The sequence below is a fragment of the Amycolatopsis thermalba genome, assembly GCF_023376025.1.
Lineage (GTDB): Bacteria > Actinomycetota > Actinomycetes > Mycobacteriales > Pseudonocardiaceae > Amycolatopsis_E > Amycolatopsis_E thermalba.
Genome location: NZ_CP091196.1, coordinates 149,749 through 167,100, shown reverse-complemented (window position 1 = coordinate 167,100; position 17,352 = coordinate 149,749). Strand labels below are relative to the sequence as shown.

Annotated in this window: 16 protein-coding genes; 8 read left to right on the top strand and 8 right to left on the bottom strand. The window is 69.6% G+C overall.

Annotated features, from left to right (window positions below; all coding sequences use genetic code 11):
* The first annotated feature begins 62 nt into the window (after positions 1-62).
* The 4 genes from L1857_RS00825 (at position 63) to L1857_RS00810 (ending at position 3,283) form a co-directional block, all read left to right on the top strand.
* Positions 63-1,235 (top strand): globin domain-containing protein, encoded by a 1,173-nt coding sequence (locus L1857_RS00825; protein ID WP_198958272.1) that lies wholly within the window; start codon positions 63-65, stop codon positions 1,233-1,235.
* Between the two features lie 10 nt (positions 1,236-1,245).
* Positions 1,246-1,953: a dienelactone hydrolase family protein gene (locus tag L1857_RS00820; RefSeq protein WP_094006475.1), complete on the top strand. Its 708-nt coding sequence runs from the start codon at positions 1,246-1,248 to the stop codon at positions 1,951-1,953.
* A 170-nt stretch (positions 1,954-2,123) separates the two neighbouring features.
* Positions 2,124-2,405 carry a transposase gene (locus L1857_RS00815; protein WP_249464266.1) on the top strand — a complete coding sequence of 94 codons (282 nt, stop codon included), beginning with the start codon at positions 2,124-2,126 and terminating at the stop codon, positions 2,403-2,405.
* Positions 2,406-2,422: 17 nt separating this feature from the next.
* Positions 2,423-3,283: an IS3 family transposase gene (locus tag L1857_RS00810; RefSeq protein WP_249467338.1), complete on the top strand. Its 861-nt coding sequence runs from the start codon at positions 2,423-2,425 to the stop codon at positions 3,281-3,283.
* Positions 3,284-3,493: 210 nt separating this feature from the next.
* Here L1857_RS00810 and L1857_RS00805 read toward each other — a convergent pair whose 3' ends face one another.
* The 6 genes from L1857_RS00805 to L1857_RS00780 form a co-directional block, all read right to left on the bottom strand.
* Positions 3,494-3,931 carry a heat shock protein transcriptional repressor HspR gene (locus tag L1857_RS00805; protein WP_094006474.1) on the bottom strand — a complete coding sequence of 146 codons (438 nt, stop codon included), beginning with the start codon at positions 3,929-3,931 and terminating at the stop codon, positions 3,494-3,496.
* On the bottom strand, positions 3,928-5,106 hold the full coding sequence (gene dnaJ / locus L1857_RS00800; protein WP_094006473.1) for a molecular chaperone DnaJ: 1,179 nt from the start codon (positions 5,104-5,106) through the stop codon (positions 3,928-3,930). The genes L1857_RS00805 and dnaJ overlap by 4 nt, the downstream gene beginning before the upstream one ends.
* A gap of 27 nt (positions 5,107-5,133) precedes the next feature.
* Positions 5,134-5,829 carry a nucleotide exchange factor GrpE gene (gene grpE, locus L1857_RS00795; RefSeq protein ID WP_094006472.1) on the bottom strand — a complete coding sequence of 232 codons (696 nt, stop codon included), beginning with the start codon at positions 5,827-5,829 and terminating at the stop codon, positions 5,134-5,136.
* Entirely contained in the window at positions 5,826-7,682 is a 1,857-nt protein-coding gene (dnaK, locus tag L1857_RS00790; RefSeq protein ID WP_094006471.1) for a molecular chaperone DnaK, read from the bottom strand. The genes grpE and dnaK overlap by 4 nt, the downstream gene beginning before the upstream one ends.
* Positions 7,683-7,814: 132 nt before the next feature.
* Positions 7,815-9,188 carry an alpha/beta hydrolase gene (locus L1857_RS00785; protein WP_116115437.1) on the bottom strand — a complete coding sequence of 458 codons (1,374 nt, stop codon included), beginning with the start codon at positions 9,186-9,188 and terminating at the stop codon, positions 7,815-7,817.
* Complete coding sequence (locus L1857_RS00780; protein WP_094006469.1) at positions 9,185-9,856, bottom strand: DUF4097 family beta strand repeat-containing protein; 672 nt, start codon at positions 9,854-9,856, stop codon at positions 9,185-9,187. Before L1857_RS00780 ends, L1857_RS00785 begins: the two co-directional genes overlap by 4 nt.
* Positions 9,857-10,004: 148 nt before the next feature.
* On the opposite strand from L1857_RS00780, the gene L1857_RS00775 reads away from it, so the two are divergent.
* Positions 10,005-10,547 carry a YbhB/YbcL family Raf kinase inhibitor-like protein gene (locus L1857_RS00775; RefSeq protein WP_249464264.1) on the top strand — a complete coding sequence of 181 codons (543 nt, stop codon included), beginning with the start codon at positions 10,005-10,007 and terminating at the stop codon, positions 10,545-10,547.
* Between the two features lie 1,066 nt (positions 10,548-11,613).
* On the opposite strand, the gene L1857_RS00770 is transcribed toward L1857_RS00775, so the two are convergent.
* Together L1857_RS00770 and L1857_RS00765 are read right to left on the bottom strand one after the other, a co-directional pair.
* Positions 11,614-12,174 carry a TetR/AcrR family transcriptional regulator gene (locus tag L1857_RS00770; RefSeq protein ID WP_094006467.1) on the bottom strand — a complete coding sequence of 187 codons (561 nt, stop codon included), beginning with the start codon at positions 12,172-12,174 and terminating at the stop codon, positions 11,614-11,616.
* On the bottom strand, positions 12,171-12,494 hold the full coding sequence (locus tag L1857_RS00765) for a DMT family transporter (protein ID WP_094006466.1): 324 nt from the start codon (positions 12,492-12,494) through the stop codon (positions 12,171-12,173). Before L1857_RS00765 ends, L1857_RS00770 begins: the two co-directional genes overlap by 4 nt.
* A gap of 147 nt (positions 12,495-12,641) precedes the next feature.
* Between L1857_RS00765 and L1857_RS00760 the strand changes: the two genes are divergently transcribed.
* From L1857_RS00760 to L1857_RS00750, 3 genes are all read left to right on the top strand, one after another.
* Positions 12,642-14,927 carry a (Fe-S)-binding protein gene (locus L1857_RS00760; RefSeq protein ID WP_094006465.1) on the top strand — a complete coding sequence of 762 codons (2,286 nt, stop codon included), beginning with the start codon at positions 12,642-12,644 and terminating at the stop codon, positions 14,925-14,927.
* 645 nt (positions 14,928-15,572) lie between these two features.
* Complete coding sequence (locus tag L1857_RS00755) at positions 15,573-16,283, top strand: DUF742 domain-containing protein (protein ID WP_094006463.1); 711 nt, start codon at positions 15,573-15,575, stop codon at positions 16,281-16,283.
* A 20-nt stretch (positions 16,284-16,303) separates the two neighbouring features.
* On the top strand, positions 16,304-17,308 hold the full coding sequence (locus L1857_RS00750; RefSeq protein WP_094006462.1) for a cation diffusion facilitator family transporter: 1,005 nt from the start codon (positions 16,304-16,306) through the stop codon (positions 17,306-17,308).
* Positions 17,309-17,352 lie beyond the last annotated feature (44 nt).

The following is a 17,352-nucleotide window of genomic DNA, read 5'->3' as shown; positions in this document are numbered from 1 at the left end:
TTGCGTGTTCATGAATAATCGACGACGAGCATGAACGCGCACCACGGAGCAGCCCCGAACCCATGACAGCCGACCCCGTCAGCCCCGTACCCCGGTCCGTGCACCGGGAGGCGCCGCCTGCCGTCACCGCGATGGTGCGCCTGATCAGGGACTCCTGGGCCAAGGCGGAGCCGTACCTGCCCGAGGTGACGCAGTTCTTCTACGGGATGCTGTTCACGCTCGCGCCCGCGACGCGGGACTTCTTCCCGATCAACATGGAGGTCCAGCGCAACCGGATGGTGCGCGCCCTGGTGCACGTCGTGCAGATGGTGGACCAGCCCGACGACCTGGTGCCGTTCCTGCGGCAGCTGGGGCGCGACCACCGCAAGTTCGGTGTGGTGCCGGGCCACTACGAGGCGGTCGGCACCGCGTTGCTGGCGGCGATGAAGACGCAGCTCGGGCCGGACTGGACCGAGGACGTCGAGCGCGCGTGGGCCGAGGCGTTCACGATCATCGCGCGGCAGATGCAGGAGGCCGCGGCCACCGACACCAACCCGCCGAACTGGTCGGCGCGGGTGGCCGAGCACCGGCGGCTGAGCTGGGATCTGGCGATGGTGCGGCTGGAGCCCGAGCAGCACATCCCGTTCCGGCCCGGGCAGTACCTGAGCGTCGAGGTGCCGCAGCGGCCGCGGCTGTGGCGGTACCTGTCACCGGCGAACGCGCCGCGCCCGGACGGCTCGCTGGAGTTCCACATCCGCGCGATCGAGGGCGGCTGGGTCTCCCGGGCGATCGTCAGCCACACCCAGGCGGGTGATGTGTGGCGGTTCGGGCCGCCGCTCGGCACGCTGGGCGTGGACCGGGAAAGCGGCCGGGACGTGCTGATGGTCGCGGGCGGCACGGGGATCGCGCCGATGCAGGCGATGATCGACGAGCTGGGCCAGTGGGGCGAGAACCCGAAGGTGCACCTGTTCTACGGCGGCCGCACGCGGGAGGACCTGTACGCGCTGGAGGGGTTGCGGATGGTCGCGTCGTGCAACCCGTGGCTGACGGTGACGCCGGTGGTGGAGAACGGGCCGGGCCTGACCAGCGGTGAGCAGGGCACACTGGCGGACGTGGTGACCCGGTACGGCGCGTGGCCCGGTCACGACGTGCTGGTGTCGGGCTCGCCGGCGATGATCCGGGCGACGGTGTCCCGGATGCTGGTAGCCGGAACGGCACTCGATCAGATCAGGTACGACCCGTTCACGATCGACTAGCCTGCGGGGAATGGAGATTCCTGTCGCGGACGGAACCATTCGCGGTTATCTGGCGACCCCGCAGAAAGAGGTTTCGGGCGATCCGCCCTGGCCGGGGGTCGTGATCGTGCACGACGCGGTCGGCCTGTCGCAGGACGCGCGGAACATCACGGACCGGTTCGCCACGGCCGGATATGTGGCGTTGTCGCCGGACCTGTATTCGCGGGGCGGGTTCGTCCGGTGCGTGAAGTCGGTGTTCAAGGAGCTGGCGGCCGGCCGGGGCCGGGCGTTCGAGGACCTGGACGCGGCCCGCTCGCTGCTGGCGTCGCGGTCCGATTGCACCGGCCGCGTCGGGATCGTCGGGTTCTGCATGGGCGGGGGCTTCGCCTTGGTGGCGGCGTCGCGGGGGTTCGACGCGTCGGCGCCGTACTACGGTCAGCTGCCCAAGGATCTGTCCGTGTTGGACGGTGCGTGTCCGATCGTGGCCTCGTACGGGAAGAAGGACTTTTCGCTGCGTGGTGCGGCGGACAAGCTGTCGCGCGAACTGTCGGCGCGGGACGTGCCGCACGACGTGAAGGAGTATCCGACGGTCGGGCACAGCTTCGCGAACCAGTTCCACGGGCCGGTCAACGTGCTGCTGAAGATCGCCGGGATGAGCTACGACCGCGAGGCGAGCGAGGACGCGTGGCGGCGGGTGCTGGCGTTCTTCGCGGAGCACCTTCGTCGGGAGGCGGTGTAAAGCGCCTTACGGCGCTTGACGGTCGCCTTGGGTGCCGGCCTCCCCCGCCCCCTCTCCATGATTGTGTATTGGTCGCCGAGCAGACGTGTCAAGGCGGGAAAGTGATGTGCTCCGAGGTCTCCGGACACGTCTTCCAAGTAGACTGGCGGAGGACACCGGAGGAGCGTTTCATGGCAAGGAGACCGAGAAAGTACTCGCCGGAATTGAAGGCTGAGGTCGTCAAAGCGGTACTCGAGGGCGGGCTGAGCTATACCGAAGCGGCGCGCGATTTTGATTTGGTCGCGCAGACGGTGCATAACTGGGTGACGGCCGAGAAAAAGAAGAGAGCTGAAGAGTCGCCGACCGCGACGCGGGGTCAGGTGGGCGAGCTGGAGCGGCGTATCCGCGAACTGGAGCAGGAGAACGCGTTCCTGAAAAAAGCGGCAGCCTTCTTCGCGAAAGAACAACGGTAGCCCAGCGCTACGCGTGTATTGCAGCGGAGAAGGCGCATTTCGATGTGGCCCTGATGTGTCGGCTGATGGGTGTGTCACGCTCGGGCTTCTACGACTGGGAGCGTCGCGCGGTCTCGGCGCAGGAACAGCGCCGGGGATTGTTGATCGAGCAGATTCGCGTGGTGTTCGCCGCTTCGAAGCGCACCTACGGCTATCGGCGCGTGCATGCCGAGCTGGTGCGCGGCGGCGTGCAGGTCGACGACGAGCTGGTGCGGCGGCTCATGCGCCAGGCGCGACTGTTTCCCGTGCAGGTCAAGCCCCGGCGCGGGCTGACCGTCGCCGACCGGGTTGCCGGCCCGATCCCTGACCTGGTCAGACGGAACTTCACCGCGTCGGCACCTGGGGAGAAACTGGTCGGCGATATCACGCAGCTCAACACCGGTGAAGGCGCACTCTTCCTGGCAACAGTGATCGACTGCTACTCGAAAAGCATCCTCGGATGGTCTGTGGATGAGCATTACGATGCGGAACTGGTGTGCACGGCGATGACGATGGCAGCGCACCGTATCCGACTGCCCGCCGGATCGATCTTCCACTCCGACCGCGGTAGCCAATATACCTCCTACAGTTTTGGGCGACTACTACGAGAAGAGAATGTTCGGCAATCAATGGGCCGCACCGGGATCTGTTTTGATAACGCTATGGCCGAGTCGTTCTTCGGGAAGTTGAAGACGGAGTGGATGCACCACCGGCATTTCGCGACCAAGAAGGAGGCTCGCCGCGAGATCATCCGCTTCATCGAAGGCTTCTACAACACACGCCGACTACATTCAGCGCTGGGATATCGACCACCGATCGAAGTGCTCGACGAATGGTTCACCAATCAGCAGGTTGCGTGATACAGTCCGCTTGAGCCGCGTCCGAGATTTTCGGAGCACATCAAAAGAGTACCTTGACACGCCTGATCGGCGACCAAAAGCGGGCTGGGGATCGGGAGCGGGGGAGGTCTGGTTGGGGTAGTCCGTGCGTTGCGTTGCCCGGCTTGCGGGTTGTTCGTGGCGCTGGAAAAGAAAAAAGGCCCCGCTTCGCGAGGCCCTTCGCTGGTCTCTCTACCGTCTGCGGCGGGGTTTCCACACCACCAGGGCGGTTTCCTGCTTCATCGGCACCAGGTCCTTCCGGTAGGAACGGTGCACCGCCGCCGCGGCTTGTTCGGCCGCCGCGTACGCCGTGGCCAGTTCTTCGGTCAGTTCGGCGATCCGGGACTGCAGCGCCTCGACCTGGTTCTCCAGCTCGATGATCCGCTTGATGCCCGCCAGGTTGACGCCCTCCTCCTGGGACAGGCGCTGCACCTCGCGCAGCAGCGCGATGTCCCGCATGGAGTACCGCCGCCCGCCGCCGGCTGTTCGGCCCGGCGACACCAGGCCCATCCGGTCGTACGACCGCAGGGTCTGGGCGTGCAGGCCGGACAGCTGCGCGGCCACGGAGATCACGAAGACCGGGGTCTCCTCGTCGGCCCCGTGCGGCAACCCGCCGAACACCTCGATCAACTCCTCTCGCGGAGCAGCTTCGTGATCTCCGGACGCGGGTCGTGCTTCTCGGCGATCTTCGCGTACGCCTCGAGCGCCTCCCGCTCCGAAGACTCCAACCGCGACGGCACGGCCACCTGCAGCGTGACGAGCAGGTCGCCCTGCGAACCGTCCCGCTTCTTGATGCCCTTGCCGCGCACCCGCAGGACCCGGCCGCTGCCGGTCCCCTCGGGCACCTTCACCGAAACCTTCCCGTCCAGCGTCGGCACGGTGATCGTCGCACCGAGAGCCAGTTCGGGGTAGCTCACCGGGACCGTGATCGTCAGATCATTACCCGACCGGCCGAACACCGGGTCCGGGTTCACGTGCACCCGGACGTACAGGTCACCGGCCGCCGCGCCGCCGCGACCGGGCTCGCCCTGGCCGGCCAGCCGGATCCGCTGGTTGTCGTCCACACCCGCGGGCACCCGCACGGTCAGCGTCCGCGTCTGGGTGCTGACGCCCTCGCCACCGCACTCGGGGCACGGGTCGTCGATGATCCGGCCGCGGCCACGGCAGTCGCGGCACGGCTCGGAGAACGCGAACGCCCCCTGGCTCCGGCTCACCAGCCCCGCGCCCATGCAGGTCGGGCAGGTGCGCGGCGTGGTGCCCGGGCGGGCGCCGTTGCCGTGGCACGTCGAACACGTCGCCGGGCTGGACAGCCGCAGCGGCAGGGTCGCGCCCTTCACCGCCTCGGCGAAGTCGATCCGCACGTCCGTCTCGACATCGGCCCCGCGCTGGCCGCGGGTGCCCGTGCTCTGCTGGCCCCGGCGGCCGAACAGGCCACCGAGGATGTCGCCCAGCCCACCGAAACCGCCCTGCGCGCCCGTGCCCGCGGTCTGGCCGAAGATGTCGCCGAAGTCGAAGCCGCCGGTGCCGCCACCGCCCGGGAAGCCGAAGCCACCGGGCCCGCCGCCCGCACCGAACAGCCGCCGCGCCTCGTCGTACTCCTTGCGCTTGGCCGGATCCGACAGGACGCCGTAGGCCTCCGAGACGGCCTTGAACTTCTGCTCGGCCTCCGTGTTGCCCGGGTTGGCGTCCGGGTGGTTCTCCCGGGCCAGCTTGCGGTAGGCCTTCTTGATCTCGTCCTGCGAAGCGTCGGAGGAGACGCCCAGCTCACGGTAGAAGTCCTTACCGATCCACTCCCGTGCACTCACCGGACGTCTCCTCCTCTCGCGTGCGTGTTACTGCTGTGCGTTCTCATCCGACAACTGCTCGACCGGTAGCTCACCCTCGACCGGGGCCTCGCCCGGCTCGTGGTCGGTGACGCCCACCAGCGCGGCCCGCAGCGTCCGGTCGCCGAACCGGTAACCCCGGCGCAGCACCGTCGTCACCGTCGGCCCGGACACGTCCGGCGAGGTGTTGTGCTGCACGGCCTCGTGCACGCTCGGGTCGAAGGGATCGCCCTCCGCGCCGAACGGCTCCAGCCCGATCCGCTGCAGGCTCGCGACCAGCTTGTCCGCGACCGCCTTGAACGCGCCGGTGAGGTCGCCGTGCTGCTCGGCCCGCTCGAAGTCGTCGAGCAGCGGCAGCAGGTCGTTCACCACCGACGCCTTCGCCGCGGTGACCACGGCCTCCCGGTCGCGGTCCACGCGCTTGCGGTAGTTCGCGAACTCCGCCTGCAGGCGCTGCAGGTCGGCGGTGCGCTCCGCGAGCTCCTTCTCGACGTCCGACGGAGCCGCCACCGCGTCGTCCACGATGGACTCGCCGAGCGACGGCCCGGCGTGGGCCGCCGGGGCGTCCGCGGCAGGCGCCTCGGCAGCCTCCGGCTGGGTCCGCACCTGGCCGGTCTCGGGGTCGATCTTGCGCCGGTCCCGCACGACCAGGGGCTCGGTGACCGGCTCCTGCTCGTCGATCTCGTTCGAGTGGCGTCCCGTCACTTCTTCTCGTCCTCGTCCACGATCTCGGCGTCCACCACGTCGTCCGCGCCCTTGTTCTCGGACGCGCCCGCCGCACCCGAGTCGGCACCCGGGGTGGCGCCACCGGCCTGCTGCGCGTTGGCGTACAGGGCGGTGCCCAGCTCCTGCGACGCGGTGTTCAGCTTCTCGATGGCTTCCTTGATCTTGGCCGTGTCGGTGCCCTTGAGCGCCTCGTTGGCCTCGTCGATCGCGGTCTTGACCTTGCCCTTGAGGTCCTCGGGCAGCTTGTCGTCGTTGTCCTTGACGAACTTCTCGGTCTGGTAGACCAGCGTCTCGGCCTGGTTGCGGGTCTCGGCCTCCTCGCGGCGCTTGCGGTCCTCCTCCGCGTGCGCCTCGGCGTCCTTGACCATCCGCTCGATGTCCTCCTTCGGCAGCGCGGAGCCACCGGTGATGGTCATCGACTGTTCCTTGTTGGTGCCCAGGTCCTTCGCCGTGACGTGCACGATGCCGTTCGCGTCGATGTCGAAGGTGACCTCGATCTGCGGCACGCCGCGCGGGGCCGGCGGGATGCCGGTCAGCTCGAACATGCCGAGCTTCTTGTTGTGCGCGGCGATCTCGCGCTCACCCTGGAACACCTGGATCTGCACCGACGGCTGGTTGTCGTCCGCCGTGGAGAAGATCTCCGACCGCTTCGTCGGGATGGTCGTGTTGCGCTCGATGAGCTTGGTGAACACGCCGCCCTTGGTCTCGATGCCCAGCGACAGCGGGGTCACGTCGAGCAGCAGGACGTCCTTGACCTCACCCTTGAGCACGCCGGCCTGCAGGGCGGCGCCGACGGCGACGACCTCGTCCGGGTTCACGCCCTTGTTCGGCTCGCGGCCGCCGGTCAGCTCCTTGACCAGCTCGGCGACGGCGGGCATGCGGGTGGAACCGCCGACCAGCACCACGTGGTCGATCTGGCCGACCGAGATGCCGGCGTCGCGGATCACGTTGTTGAACGGCGCCTTGGTGCGGTCCAGCAGGTCGGAGGTGATCCGCTGGAACTCCGCGCGGGACAGCGTCTCGTCCAGGAACAGCGGGTTCTTGTCCGCGTCGACCGTGATGTAGGGCAGGTTGATGTTCGCGCTGCTCGAGCTGGACAGCTCGATCTTCGCCTTCTCCGCGGCCTCGCGGATGCGCTGCAGCGCCATCCGGTCCTTGGTCAGGTCGATGCCGTGGCTGGCCTTGAACTTGTCCACCAGCCAGTCGACGATGCGCTGGTCCCAGTCGTCACCACCCAGGTGGTTGTCACCGCTGGTGGCGCGCACCTCGACGACACCCTCGCCGATCTCCAGCAGTGACACGTCGAACGTACCGCCACCGAGGTCGAAGACCAGGATGGTCTGCTCCTTCTCGCCCTTGTCCAAGCCGTAGGCCAGCGCGGCCGCGGTGGGCTCGTTGACGATGCGGAGCACGTTCAGGCCGGCGATCTGGCCGGCCTCCTTGGTGGCCTGCCGCTGGGCGTCCTCGAAGTAGGCGGGGACGGTGATGACCGCGTCGGTGATCTCCTCACCGAGGTAGGCCTCGGCGTCGCGCTTGAGCTTCATCAGCACGCGCGCGCTGATCTCCTGCGCCGTGTAGGCCTTGCCGTCGATCTCGGTCTTCCAGTCGGTGCCGATGTGCCGCTTCACGGACCGGATGGTCCGGTCGACGTTCGTCACGGCCTGGTTCTTCGCCGGCTGACCCGTCAGCACCTCGCCGTTCTTGGCGAACGCGACGATCGACGGGGTCGTGCGGGAGCCTTCCGAGTTGGCGATGACCGTCGGCTCGCCGCCCTCCAGGACAGCGACGACCGAGTTGGTCGTGCCGAGGTCGATGCCGACCGCTCGCGCCATGGTGTGTTCCCTCCTGGTTAGCCTCTGTGCGCAGCCCTGCGAGCTGCGGTTTCGCGCCCGCGTTGAGCGGGTGGTACTCAAGTTCTATCTCGGGCGCGTGTCGGGCGTCAATCAGACTTGAGTGATGCTCGCTCAACCTTTCTGACAGGGTAACGAGCGAGTTGCCGGGCTTGTTCCCGGCGTACCCGAAATGAGGTACGCGGCTTCGTGGCGGCGGACACAAGCCGAGTTGTAGAGGCCGGTGTGCCCGTCGCCGTCGTGGACGAGCAGCGTGCTGCCCTCGATCCGGGCGGACAGGCTGCGCGCCCAGGTCAGCGGCGTGGCCGGGTCGTGCGTCCCGCCGACCACCAGGATCGGCGGCGCGCCGCGCACCGGCTCGGGGTGCGGCGGATTCGCGGCCGGGACGGGCCAGCCGAGGCAGCCCGACGCGAAGTCCCAGAACTCGGAGTAGCGCCAGCTGTGCGGCGCGACCTCCCGGACCTGCTCGGCGAGCCGCCGCAGGTCCGCTGGTCCGGTGAACGGCGCCGGGAAGTCCTGGCAGCCGACGGCCCGGTAGGCGGCGTACTCCGGCGAGGTGAACTGCATGACCGAGGTCAGCGCGCTGGCGTCCCGCGGCGCGGCGCGGAGGGCATCGGCCAGCCGCGGCCACAGCTGGGGGAAGTAGAGGTGGGAGTAGACGCCCGCGGCCAGCTCCTCGGGGGTGGCCCGGCGGCCGAGTTGCGCCGAGGGCGCGCCGTCCGCCATGAGCGCGTCGTAGCGGGCGAGCACGTCCTCCCCGCAGGTGCTCGCGCACCACTGGGCGAATCGGAGCAGGCCGTCCTCGGTGGCGGCGGCCTCGTCGAGGATGGCCTGGCGCATCGGCAGGGCGTGGTCGACCGCGCCGTCCAGCACCATCGCCCGCACGTGGTGCGGGTAGCGGGCGGCGTAGAGCGCGCCGATCTCGGTGCCGTAGGAGACGCCGAGCCAGGAGATCCGGTCCTCGCCGAGGGCGAGCCGGATGCGCTCGACGTCCTCGGCGACGGTCGCGGTGTCGACCCGGCGGGGTCCGCGGCAGCCGAGGCCGACGTCCCGGTTGTGCGCGGCGAGCCGGGCGTAACCGGCGTCGTCGGCGGGGAAGCGGCTGACCGCGGGGTCGTGCATCGGGCCGCACGTGATGGCCGGGGTGCTGCCACCGACGCCGCGCGGGTCGAAGCCGATGACGTCGAACCGCTGGTTCAGCTCGGCGAACTCCGGGGTGGCGAGGCCGAGGCCGCCGTAGCTGACGACGTCGGCGCCGGATCCGCCCGGCCCGCCGGGGTTGACCAGCAGCGAGCCGATGCGGCGAGCCGGGTCGAGCGCGGGCAGGCGGGTCAGCCGCAGCATCGCGCCCGGGACGTCGAGTTCGGCGCACTGCAGGCGCTTCGCGGTCTGCGGGGTGGCGCAGTCGTGCCAGGTCAGGGCGGGTGCGGCCGGGGTGATGACGGGGGTGACGAGCAGGGTGGCGGCGAGGGCCAGTGCCGGGATCATGCGTGGGTCACCGTCGCGTCGCCGCTGGAGGTGCGGACGTCGAGCAGGTGGGGCGCGGCCGGGTCCTGGACGACGTTGATGGAGCGGTCGCCGCTCTTGGTCTCGCCCGCGACCCGGTAGCGGTCGGCGGGGACGACGACCCGGATGTCGCCGCTCTGGGCCTCGGCGTGGACGTTCTGCGCGGTGGCGAGGCCGACGTCGATGCTGCCGGATTTGGTGCGGGTCGTGACCGGGCCGGTGATGTCCTGGACGCGGATGTCGCCGGAGCTGGCGGCCAGGTCGACCGAGGCGGCGCCGTAGACGGTGAAGTCGCCGGAGCGGACCTCGCCGGTCACGGTGGTGCCGCGCGGCACGACGACCTCGTAGTCGACGGTGCAGTCGTTGCCGCAGCCGTCCAGGACGAGCTGGGCACCGGCGAGGCGGAAGGCCTGGCCGGGCTGGTCGCCGTCGTAGTGGAGGACCTGGTTGACCGAGGTCGTGGCGGTGTCCTCGATGCGGATCCGCACGTCGCCGGAGTTGTTGTCGACGTGGACGGCCGAGATCGGCTGCGTGACGGTGCTGGTGAGCTCGGCGCGTTCGGAGATGCGCCACCAGTCCCAGTTCAGGGCGATCCCGACCCCGGCGACGATCAGCGCGATCCCGCCTATCGCGAGTGCCGGCTTGCGCATTGCGTCCTCCCCAGTGAACTTTGCTGTGCCGGACACGCTATGGCCTGGGCGTGGGGGGCCGGTATCGGGGAAGCCCCCGGTTCATCCCGGGGGTCACCCCGACCGGCACTAGGGTGATCACCGGCCACTCTGTGACGAGGAGGAAGCGATGCCACAACCACCGAACCCGTACGAGTTCCTGCCGTCGGTGCCGGCGTTCACGGTGCGCAGCGACGACGTGGCCGACGGGGAGACGCTCGCGGCGCCGCACCTGAGCGGGATCTTCGGCGTCCCCGGCGGTGCGGACCGGTCGCCGCACCTGGCGTGGGAGGGCTTCCCGGCCGAGACGAAGAGCTTCGCGGTGACGTGCTACGACCCGGACGCCCCGACGGCCAGCGGTTTCTGGCACTGGGCGGTGTACAACATCCCGGCGTCGGTGACTTCGCTGCCGTCGGGTGCCGGGGACGCGTCGGGCTCCGGCCTGCCGGCGGGCGCCGTGACGGTGACCAACGACGGCGGCGTGCGACAGTTCCTCGGCGCGGCGCCGCCTCCCGGGCACGGGCCGCACCGGTACTTCTTCGTCGTGCACGCGCTGAACGTGGAGTCGCTGGACCTGCCCGACACGGCGACGCCGGCGTTCCTGGGGTTCAACATGTTCGGAGCGACCCTGGCACGCGCGATGGTGGTGCCGGTGTACGAGAACAAGGGCTGAGCTGGACGGGTGAGCGAGCCGCCCGGCGGGGGTGGGTTGTCCGGCGGGCGGGTTGTTCGGCGGGGCGGGCTGTCCGGCGGGCAGGCCGTCCGGCGGGGCGGGCTGTCCCGCGGGACGCAACGTCGGCGGGGCGCAACCTGGCGGGTCGGCGCAATCCTGGCTGGGCGGGTTGCCCGGCGGGGCAGGCCGTCCCGCGGGGACGGGTTGTCCGGTGGCGGGTTCCTGAGGTTGGGACCCGCCCCGATTTGGTTGGGGACCTCGCCCCGCTCGTTGATGGGGCCCTTGCCCCGTTCCTTGGTTGGGAACCTCGCCCCGTTCCTTGGTTGGGAACCTCGCCCCGTTCCTTTGGTGGGGATCTCGCCCCGCATTTTGGTGGGACCCCGCCCCGATCTTTGTGGACCCGCCCCGCTCTTTTTTCCGGGTGGGTTTCGCCCATCGATGAACGGTCCATTCATCCCTTCGCGAACGGCCCTCTCGCGCGGCCGGGCGCGTCACTGGTTCTCTCGTGCGGCGGTGGTTGGTCACTTCGCCGCCACACGACTGGCTCTCTCGTAGGTTCACGAGTGGCCTCTTCGCTCGCCGCGACCGGCCCACGAGCAGGTCCATGACTGGGTCCATGGGTGGTCTTCTCGCGGGTCCATGAGTGGTCTTCTCGCAGCTTCGTGGGTGGTCTTTTCGGGGTTCGTGCTTGGCCTTTTCGCGTGTCCGCGAGTGGCCCGCTCGTCGCCTCACGACCGGCCCCACTCGAAGGCTCACGAGTGGCCCCTTGGCGCGATCGCGAGTGGCCCACCCGCCGACCCGCGGCTGGGCACCTCGTACGTGTGCGGCTCGACATCTCGCGCCACCGCGGCTGGTCGCCCCGGAGCGCCGCGGCTGGTCGTCCCACCGCGCCGCGGTCAGTCACCTCGCGCCACGCTCACCGCGGCTGGTCGCCCCGTGCCACCGCGGCTGGTCGTCCCACCGCGCCGCGGTCAGTCACCTCGCGCCACGCTCACCGCGGCTGGTCGCCCCGTGCCACCGCGGCTGGTCGTCCTACCGCGCCGCGGTCAGTCACCTCGCGCCACGCTCACCGCGGCTTCAGCAGGTACTCCACCGTCGGCCGCAGTTCGTCCGCCGTCGGGGGCTCGTCGTCGATCAAGCCCTGGATCAGCAGTCCGTCGATCCCCGCCAGGAACACCCGCAGCGCCACCAGGTCGTCCGGGCGCACCATCGTCGTCAGCACGTCCAGCCACCGCCGCGCGGCGGGCCGCAGCTCGGGCCGTCGCGCGGCCAGCAGGTACAGCTCGTACTCCGCCATCGTCCGGCCGCGCCGCGGGCCCAGCGCCTCGGCCAGCAGCGTCGCCACCTCCGAAGCTCCCCGGCTGCCCCGCGAACGCGCCCGGTCGATCGTCCAGTACACCTCGGTCGCCATGTCGCGGGCGCACGAAATCAACGTGGCGATCAGCAAATCGTCCAGCGTCTCGAAGTGGTACGTCGTCGACGTCGTCGGCACCCCGGCCTCCGCCGCGACCGTCCGGTGCGTCACCCCCGCCACGCCGTCCCGCTCGATCACCCGCAGCGTCGCGTCGATGATCTCCTGCCGCCGCTTCTCGCCGCGCGCCCGGCGGCCGTCGCGCTGGGGTTTCACGCCGAACCGACCTCGATCAGCACCACCCCGCCGATGACCAGCGCCAACCCGGCCACGATCGTCAGGTTCACCGGCTCCCCGAGGAACAGCACCCCGATGATCGCGACCGCCGCGACCCCCACCGCCGCCCAGATCGCGTACGCCACCCCGACCGGCATCCCGCGCTTGAGCACGCTCGCGAGTGCCGCGAACGCGACGAGGTACCCGGCCACCACGACCACAGACGGCCACAATTTCGTGAAGCCCTCCGACAACTTCATCGAAACAGTGGCGGTGACCTCGGCCGCGATGGCCAGGGCGAGCAAGATGTATGCGACCATCAACCCAAACTACCGGTACGATCGTCCCGATATCCAGGGAGTCCTACACCACACTCGTGGGACTCAACTCGCGCCAATCGGTTACTCATGGGTAAATCCGGTTAGGCTCCCGCCAACCCACCACATCACGGACGAAAGGCCCCGATCATGGGTGCACTGCAGATCACGCTCGGCGTGGTCGGCGTCGCCGTAAGCATCGTCGCTTGGATCATGTTCGGCACCGGTGTGTACCGGATGGTCCGGATCATCCGGCTCGGACAACCGGACGCGACGCGCAACGGCCCGTTCGGGCCGCGCATGAAGACGCTGATCAAGGAGTTCGCCGCCCACACGCGGATGAACAAGTTCCGCCACGTCGGCCCCTGGCACTGGCTGGTCATGTGGGGCTTCCTGATCGGTTCGCTGTCCTGGTTCGAGGCCTACGGCGAGACGTTCGACCCGCACTTCCACTGGCCGATCATCGGCAACTGGAGCCTGTGGCTGCTGCTGACCGAACTGCTCGGCCTCGGCACGGTCGTCGGCGGGCTCGCGCTGGTGATCATCCGGCAGCTGAACCACCCGCGCCGCGCCGACCGGCAGTCGCGCTTCGCCGGGTCGAACTTCAAGCAGGCCTACTTCGTCGAGACCGTGGTGATCGTCGAGGGTCTGGGCATCCTCGGCGTGAAGGCGTTCAAGATCTCCAGCGGCATCGAGGACCCGGCGCTGTGGACGAGCTTCGTCACGAAGCCGCTCGCCGAGATCCTGCCGGCCAGCACGGTCGCGGTCACGATCACCGCGCTGGTCAAGCTGCTGTCCGGCATGATCTGGCTGTACATCGTCGGCCAGACGCTCACCATGGGCGTGGCCTGGCACCGCTTCAGCGCCTTCTTCAACATCTACTTCAAGCGCGAGGACGACGGCGGCACCGCGCTGGGCAAGCTCAAGCCGATGATGAGCGGGGGCAAGCCGCTCGACTTCGAGGAGGCCGACCCGGAGAAGGACGTCTTCGGCGCCGGCCAGATCGAGGACTTCAGCTGGAAGGGCTGGCTCGACTTCACCACCTGCACCGAGTGCGGCCGCTGCCAGTCGCAGTGCCCGGCGTGGAACACCGGCAAGCCGCTGTCGCCGAAGCTGGTCATCACGCAGCTGCGCGACCACGCCTACGCGAAGGCGCCCTACCTGCTCGCGGGTGGCAAGAAGGACGTCACCGGCGAAGAGGTGGGCCTGACCGGCGAGAACCCTTACGCCGGCATCGACGTCCTGGCGCTGGCCGAGGCCGAGCGCCCGCTGGTCGGCGACGACGGCGGTGTCATCGACCCCGAGGTGCTGTGGTCGTGCACCACCTGCGGCGCGTGCGTCGAGCAGTGCCCGGTGGACATCGAGCACGTCGACCACATCGTCGACATGCGCCGCTACCAGGTCATGATCGAGTCGAACTTCCCGACCGAGCTGAACGGGATGTTCAAGAACCTGGAGAACAAGGGCAACCCGTGGGGCCAGAACGCCAAGGACCGGATGGCCTGGGCCGAGGACCTGGACTTCGAGGTGCCGGTGTTCGACGGCGAGCTGGGCGACACCGAGTACCTGTTCTGGGTCGGCTGCGCCGGCGCGTTCGAGGACCGCGCGAAGAAGACCACCCGCGCGGTGGCCGAGCTGCTGCACATCGCGGGCGTCAAGTACACGGTGCTCGGCCCGGAGGAGTCCTGCACCGGTGACCCGGCCCGCCGCGCCGGCAACGAGTTCCTGTTCCAGATGCTCGCGCAGCAGAACGTCGAGGTGCTGAACTCGGTGTTCGAGGGCCGGGAGCCGGGCAGCCGCAAGATCGTCGCGACCTGCGCGCACTGCTTCAACACGCTCGCCAACGAGTACCCGGACCTGGGCGGGAAGTTCGAGGTCGTGCACCACACGCAGCTGCTCAACCGCCTGGTGCGGGAGAAGCGGCTGGTGCCGGTCGCGCCGATCGCGGACGACGTCACCTACCACGACCCGTGCTACCTGGGCCGCCACAACAAGGTCTACGAGGCGCCGCGTGAGCTGGTCGGCGCGTCGGGTGCGCAGTTCCGCGAGATGCCGCGGCACGGCGACCGGTCGATGTGCTGTGGCGCCGGTGGTGCCCGCATGTGGATGGAAGAGAAGATCGGCAAGCGGATCAACATCGAGCGCGTGGACGAGGCGCTCGGCACCGCGCCGTCGAAGATCGCGACCGGCTGCCCGTTCTGCCGCGTCATGCTCACCGACGGGGTGACCGCGCGCCAGAACGACGGCAAGGCGAGCGAGAAGGTCGAGGTCGTGGACGTCTCGCAGCTGCTGCTGTCGGCGGTCAAGCGACGCCCGCAGCCCGCGCCGGCGCCCGGTGCGGACTCCCTGCCGGCGGTCGAGTCGGACCCGCTGGAGGCCGACGCGCGGACGGACCAGGTGCCCACCGGCACGCCGCTCCCGACCGAGGACAAGTAATCCGGTTGCGCTGAGGGCCGCCCCACCGCGCGGTGGGGCGGCCCTCGACGCGTCTCCACCCAGCTCCCGCCAACGGGGGAGAGCGCCGACAAGATCTTCGTGACCGCCGCACGCCGTCATTCCCTCGCCGGCATCCGCCTACGCTCGCAGCCGAAGGCGCATGAGGCCTTGGCAACCGCCCGCGTCGGGAAGATGAGGTGGATCCAGTAGCAGGCCACCTGCCGCACGCGAAACGGCACGATGACGTGTAACGCCACACTTCGGCAGCGGGCAGCACGCGCCCACTCTTCTTCGTCTCCCAGGGCCGACTCCGATACGGACGCCGTCGCCATGAACTTGGACAAGTCGGGCAGGCCCCCAGCGGAACCGCCTTCTCGTTCCTCTCCGGTTGGGTCAGCCGCTCGGCCCGCTCGTCCGCGTCCAGCGCCGGCTTGGTCCACCTGGCCGAGATCCGCGACAGCCCGTGTCACTGGGCGCGCGAGCGACCTGCGACGGGCTCACCACCACCGACCGCGAACTTGCCGCAGGACCGTTGAACCTGCGAGTCACAACCGCCCGTTGGGGGCTCGACACCCGGGTTATTCTGTTCGTCACGCTGCCGACGCTGCCCGCGGAGGATGCTGACGCGCGCGAACGGGGCTGAGCATGGGAGTACCCGACGGGACCGGACCGGCCGGAGAGCCGGCGGTCGCGCGCGCCGGTGCCCGGTTCCCGTCCGTGACGCAGATGCGGAAGCTGACCGGCGAAAACGCCGAACCCCCTGGTCCGGAACCACAAGCTCCGGACCCCGTCCCCGCCGAGACCACGAAGACCAAGCGGGCCGCCGGTGCCCGGTTCCCCACCGAGAAGCAGCTCGCTCGGTACCGCGAACCGGAGCCGGATCCCGCGCCTGAACCGGAGCCCGAACCGTTGCCGGACCCCGAACCGCGCGAGGAGTTCAAGCCCTCGCCGCGGCCCCGCCCCGAGCCCGCCGAGCCGGAGCCGGAACCCGCCGAGCTGCTCGACCCCGACGAGGAGAACCGGCTGCGCGTGCGGCCGTACGTGCTGACCAAGGGGCGCACGCACTCCGCGTACGAGCTGGCGATCGAGACGCTGGTGTCCGTCCGGGCCGACGCCAAGTGGACCGGCCCCGCGTTGAGCGCGGAGTACCAGCCCGTGCGCGCGGTCGTCGACAGCCCGCGGTCGCTGGCCGAGGTCGCGGCGCTGCTGTCGATCCCGCTCGGCGTCGCCAGGGTGCTGTTGTCCGATATGGCCGAATTGGGGTTGCTGCACATCCACGGCATCGAGCGGACCGCCGAGGGGCGCCCGCCGCTCGAGCTGATGAAGCGCGTTCTGGACGGCCTGCAGCGGCTGTGATCCACTCGTAGGATCGGCCGGTGAGCGAGGAATCGGAGCGGCAGACCGGCGGGGGCGAAAGCACCCTCACCGTCTTGCTGGCCGGCGGTGTCAACCTGGCCATCGCGATCATGAAGGCGGTGGCCGGCGTCATCACCGGCTCGGGGGCGATGCTGTCCGAGGCGGCGCACTCGGTGGCCGACACGTTCACCGAGATCCTGCTGCTCACCGCGCTGCGCCGGTCCGGCCGACCGGCGGATGTGATGCACCCGTTCGGGTACGGCAAGGAGCGGTACTTCTGGTCGCTGCTCGCGGCGGTGTCGATCTTCGCCTCCGGTGCGACGTTCGCGCTGTACGAAGGTTTCTCGACGGTGTTCGGGGAGCCGGTGGAGCAGAGCAGCCCGATCGTCGGGTACGTCGTGCTGGCGCTGGCGTTCGCGATGGAGTCGGTGTCGTGGACGCAGGCGTTCCGCCAGGTGCGGCGGGGCGCGGCGGAGCAGAACCGGACGATCTGGAAGTTCCTGCGCTACATCGACGACCCGGCGCCGAAGACGGTGTTCCTGGAGGACTCGGCCGCGCTGATCGGGCTGGTGCTGGCGTTCGCCGGGGTGTTCCTGCACCACGTGACGGGGTCCGCGGTGTACGACGGGATCGCGTCGATCCTGATCGGCCTGCTGCTGGCTGTCGTGGCGTACGTGCTGGGGCGGACGAACCTGCGCCTGCTGATCGGCCGCCAGGCGGACCTGACGGTGGTGCGCGGGATTCGCGAGTACCTGTCGGCGGCGGGGGAGGTCGAGTCGGTGGTCGACCTGCAGACCATGTTGCTCGGCACGGACCAGATCCTGGTCTGCGCCCGCGTGGACTTCGACGACGCGCTGAGCGCCGCCGACCTCGAACGCGCGTGCGTCCGGCTGGCCGCCGAGCTGCACGACGAGTTCTCCGATGTCACCGAGGTGTTCATCGAACCGGTGCCGCGCAGCGATCCCGAGCTGAGGGCCGCGGTGCTCGCGCGGTACGGCGACATCGCGAAACGCTACGGGCGCTGACCGGCCCCACGGCCAGGCGATAGTGTGCGCCCCACCAAGCTGAT

What these genes read in the sequence shown, in the direction of transcription:
- L1857_RS00825 (WP_198958272.1), top strand. Translation starts at nt 63, where the DNA reads ATGACAGCCGACCCCGTCAGCCCCGTACCCCGGTCCGTGCACCGGGAG.
- L1857_RS00820 (WP_094006475.1), top strand. Translation starts at nt 1,246, where the DNA reads ATGGAGATTCCTGTCGCGGACGGAACCATTCGCGGTTATCTGGCGACC.
- L1857_RS00815 (WP_249464266.1), top strand. Translation starts at nt 2,124, where the DNA reads ATGGCAAGGAGACCGAGAAAGTACTCGCCGGAATTGAAGGCTGAGGTC.
- dnaK (WP_094006471.1), bottom strand. Translation starts at nt 7,682, where the DNA reads ATGGCGCGAGCGGTCGGCATCGACCTCGGCACGACCAACTCGGTCGTC.
- L1857_RS00785 (WP_116115437.1), bottom strand. Translation starts at nt 9,188, where the DNA reads ATGATCCCGGCACTGGCCCTCGCCGCCACCCTGCTCGTCACCCCCGTC.
- L1857_RS00780 (WP_094006469.1), bottom strand. Translation starts at nt 9,856, where the DNA reads ATGCGCAAGCCGGCACTCGCGATAGGCGGGATCGCGCTGATCGTCGCC.
- L1857_RS00775 (WP_249464264.1), top strand. Translation starts at nt 10,005, where the DNA reads ATGCCACAACCACCGAACCCGTACGAGTTCCTGCCGTCGGTGCCGGCG.
- L1857_RS00765 (WP_094006466.1), bottom strand. Translation starts at nt 12,494, where the DNA reads ATGGTCGCATACATCTTGCTCGCCCTGGCCATCGCGGCCGAGGTCACC.
- L1857_RS00760 (WP_094006465.1), top strand. Translation starts at nt 12,642, where the DNA reads ATGGGTGCACTGCAGATCACGCTCGGCGTGGTCGGCGTCGCCGTAAGC.
- L1857_RS00755 (WP_094006463.1), top strand. Translation starts at nt 15,573, where the DNA reads ATGGGAGTACCCGACGGGACCGGACCGGCCGGAGAGCCGGCGGTCGCG.